Below are 3,039 nucleotides of genomic sequence, written 5' to 3'. Positions count from 1 at the left end.
GGGGTTGCAGCGGCTGCTGGCTGATCATTGACGGACCCTGGCCGAGAGCTGCGCTCGACGCGGGGTCCTCGGTCAGTTTATCCGGCGTTCTCGTGGTTGGGGCATCCTGTCTCGTATCACCGCCCCGGTGACCTGCGACACCCGTGTGCTCCGGCGCACAAAACGCTCACGCGAAGCGCTGCACGACCAGGTCCCAGACGGTGTCCGCGAGGTCGTCCTTGGGACCGTAGGGAACAGGCGTCTCGGAGCCGTCAGGGGCCAGGACGACGGCTTCGTTCGCCTCCGAGCCGAAGGTCTTCCGCTCCCCCACCTCATTGACAACCAGCAGGTCACAGCCCTTGCGGGCGAGCTTGGCGCGCCCGTTGGCGAGGACGTCGTCGGTCTCCGCGGCGAAGCCCACGACCACCTGCCCGGGGCGCGGCCGGTCCCCGGAGAGCTCGGCGAGGACGTCGGGGTTGCGGACGAGCTCGACGGGCGCCGGCTCCTCGCCGTCCTTCTTCTTGATTTTGCCCTCGGCGTAGCGAGCGGGGCGGAAATCGGCCACGGCGGCGGCCATGACGACGGCGTCGGCGTCCGCGGCGGCCTTCAGCACGGCCTCCCGGAGCTGCACGGCGGTGCCCACGCGTATGACGTCGGCGCCGGCCGGGTCGGGCAGCTCGCTGTTGGCGGCGACGAGCGTGACCCGGGCGCCGCGCGCGACGGCGGTGCGGGCCAGGGCGTAGCCCTGCTTGCCGGAGGAGCGGTTACCGAGGAAGCGCACGGGGTCGAGCGGCTCGCGGGTGCCTCCGGCGCTGATGACCACATGCCGGCCGGCGAGGTCGGCCACCGGGCCGCCGGCTCCGCGGGCCAGCACCCGGCGGCAGACCTCGAAGATCTCCTCGGGGTCGGGGAGGCGGCCCTTGCCCGTGTCGACGCCGGTCAGGCGGCCGACGGCGGGCTCGATGACGATCGCGCCGCGGCGGCGCAGCGTCGCCACGTTCTCCTGGGTGGCCGGGTTCTCCCACATCTCGGTGTGCATGGCGGGCGCGAAGACGACCGGGCAGCGGGCGGTGAGCAGCGTATTGGTCAGCAGGTCGTCGGCGAGGCCATGGGCGGCCTTGGCCAGCATGTCGGCGGTGGCGGGCGCGACGACGACGAGGCGGGCCTCCTGGCCGATGCGCACGTGGGGCACCTCATGGACGCTCTCCCACACCTCGGTGCCCGCGGGGTGGCCGGACAGGGCCGACCAGGTCGCCTCGCCGACGAAGTGCAGGGCCGAGGCCGTGGGTACCACGCGGACGTCATGGCCGGACTCGGTGAGCCGGCGCAGCAGCTCGCACGCCTTGTAGGCGGCGATCCCGCCGCTGACCCCCAGGACGACCTTGGGCTTGTCCATCGCTCGCTGTCTCCCCATCCATCGGTTGCGTACAGGTCCCATGACACACCAAGGGTCCGGCAGCCGCGCTGCCGGACCCTTGGTGACGAAAAACGACGAAGAACGCCGTGCTTACTGCGCCGGGGCCTCGATGGCCTCGGAGGTCAGCAGGCCCGCGTTGATCTCGCGGAGCGCGATGGAGAGCGGCTTCTCGTGGACGTGGGTGTCCACCAGCGGGCCGACGTACTCCAGCAGGCCCTCGCCGAGCTGCGAGTAGTACGCGTTGATCTGACGGGCGCGCTTGGCGGCGTAGATCACCAGGCTGTACTTCGAGTCGGTTGCCTCGAGCAGCTCATCAATCGGCGGGTTGATGATGCCCTCGGGCGCGGTGATGGAAGAGGACACTCTCTGCCTTCCGAAGGGGGGTGAAGAAAGATGGTCAACGGAGCAAGGCTAGCAGTTCACGCGCAACGTCCTCGACGGAGGTGTTGACCAGCGTGACGTCGAACTCCGACTCCGCGGCGAGCTCGACCTTGGCCGCGGCGAGGCGGCGCTCGATCACCTCGGGCGACTCGGTGCCCCGGCCGGTGAGCCGGCGGACCAGCTCGTCCCAGCTGGGGGGCGCCAGGAAGACCAGCCGGGCCTCCGGCATGGTCTCGCGGACCTGCCGGGCGCCCTGCAGGTCGATCTCCAGCAGCACCGGCTCGCCGGCCTCCAGGCGGTCGAGGACCGCCCGGCGGGGCGTGCCGTAGCGGTTGCCGGCGAACTCGGCCCACTCCAGCAGCTCACCGTTGGCGACGAGCTTGTCGAACTCCTCGTCGTCGACGAAGAAGTACTGGACACCGTCCTGCTCGCCGGGGCGCGGCTTGCGGGTGGTGGCCGAGACCGAGAGCCACACCTCGGGGTGCGCCTTGCGCATATGGGCGACGACCGTGCTCTTGCCGACCCCGGAGGGGCCGGAGAGCACGGTCAGCCGCGGTTGTCTGGCCGGGGATACGGGGGACGTCCCCCGGGAGACTGCAGTACTCATGCAGCGATTATCCCGGTTCGCGGGAGTGCCTGGGAACGTCAGGCGGCCTTGCCGCCGAACTCACGCTCCAGCGATGCGATCTGGTTCGAGCCGAGCCCGCGCACACGACGGCTCTCGGAGATCCCGAGCCGCTCCATGATCTGCTTGGCGCGGACCTTGCCCACGCCCGGCAGGCTCTCCAGGAGTGCGCTGACCTTCATCTTGCCGATCACTTCGTTCGTCTGGCCCTGCGCGATGACATCGTGCAGCGAGGCACCGGAGTGCTTGAGCCGATTCTTGACCTCGGCGCGCTCCCGGCGAGCCGCGGCGGCCTTTTCGAGCGCGGCAGCGCGCTGTTCAGGGGTAAGGGGCGGAAGAGCCACGCCTACGTCACCTCGGATATCGAACTGTCGGATAACGGACCGGTGAGGAACCTAGTCGGCCCACACCTGCGGAGCAACGAGCAACGCGCTTGCACGTTCGCTCTCGTCGGAGACTAGCGGCCGATTCCGCTCCAGTCAGCGAGAACAAGCGAAAAGTCCTGGTCAGACTCGCTCGACCAGGACTTTTCCGGACATATGGACCAACAATTTTGACGCTTCTGTGGCAGGCTCGCCGCGAGGCGGGCCTCCGGCGGCTACCCGGCCGCCGGATCCGCGGCGCTCACGGCCTCCCG

At 70.0% G+C, this 3,039-nt stretch carries 4 protein-coding genes; all 4 read right to left on the bottom strand.

Going from position 1 to position 3,039, the window contains the following annotated elements; translation table 11 throughout:
* Nucleotides 1-166 precede the first annotated feature (166 nt).
* The 4 genes from coaBC to V7793_RS35715 all read right to left on the bottom strand — a co-directional run bounded on the left by coaBC (nucleotide 167) and on the right by V7793_RS35715 (nucleotide 2,746).
* Nucleotides 167-1,375 carry a bifunctional phosphopantothenoylcysteine decarboxylase/phosphopantothenate--cysteine ligase CoaBC gene (coaBC, locus tag V7793_RS35730; RefSeq protein WP_336013841.1) on the bottom strand — a complete coding sequence of 403 codons (1,209 nt, stop codon included), beginning with the start codon at nucleotides 1,373-1,375 and terminating at the stop codon, nucleotides 167-169.
* A 111-nt stretch (nucleotides 1,376-1,486) separates the two neighbouring features.
* Nucleotides 1,487-1,759 carry a DNA-directed RNA polymerase subunit omega gene (gene rpoZ / locus V7793_RS35725; RefSeq protein ID WP_004948662.1) on the bottom strand — a complete coding sequence of 91 codons (273 nt, stop codon included), beginning with the start codon at nucleotides 1,757-1,759 and terminating at the stop codon, nucleotides 1,487-1,489.
* 34 nt (nucleotides 1,760-1,793) lie between these two features.
* Nucleotides 1,794-2,384, bottom strand: coding sequence for a guanylate kinase (gene gmk, locus V7793_RS35720; RefSeq protein WP_336013838.1), 591 nt, complete (start codon nucleotides 2,382-2,384; stop codon nucleotides 1,794-1,796).
* 38 nt (nucleotides 2,385-2,422) lie between these two features.
* Nucleotides 2,423-2,746: an integration host factor gene (locus V7793_RS35715; RefSeq protein ID WP_030365336.1), complete on the bottom strand. Its 324-nt coding sequence runs from the start codon at nucleotides 2,744-2,746 to the stop codon at nucleotides 2,423-2,425.
* Nucleotides 2,747-3,039: the final 293 nt, after the last annotated feature.

Source organism: Streptomyces sp. KLMMK (genome assembly GCF_036961605.1).
Lineage (GTDB): Bacteria > Actinomycetota > Actinomycetes > Streptomycetales > Streptomycetaceae > Streptomyces > Streptomyces telluris.
The sequence above is the reverse complement of the archived record's forward strand: the minus strand, read 5'-3'. Positions and strand labels throughout refer to the sequence as shown.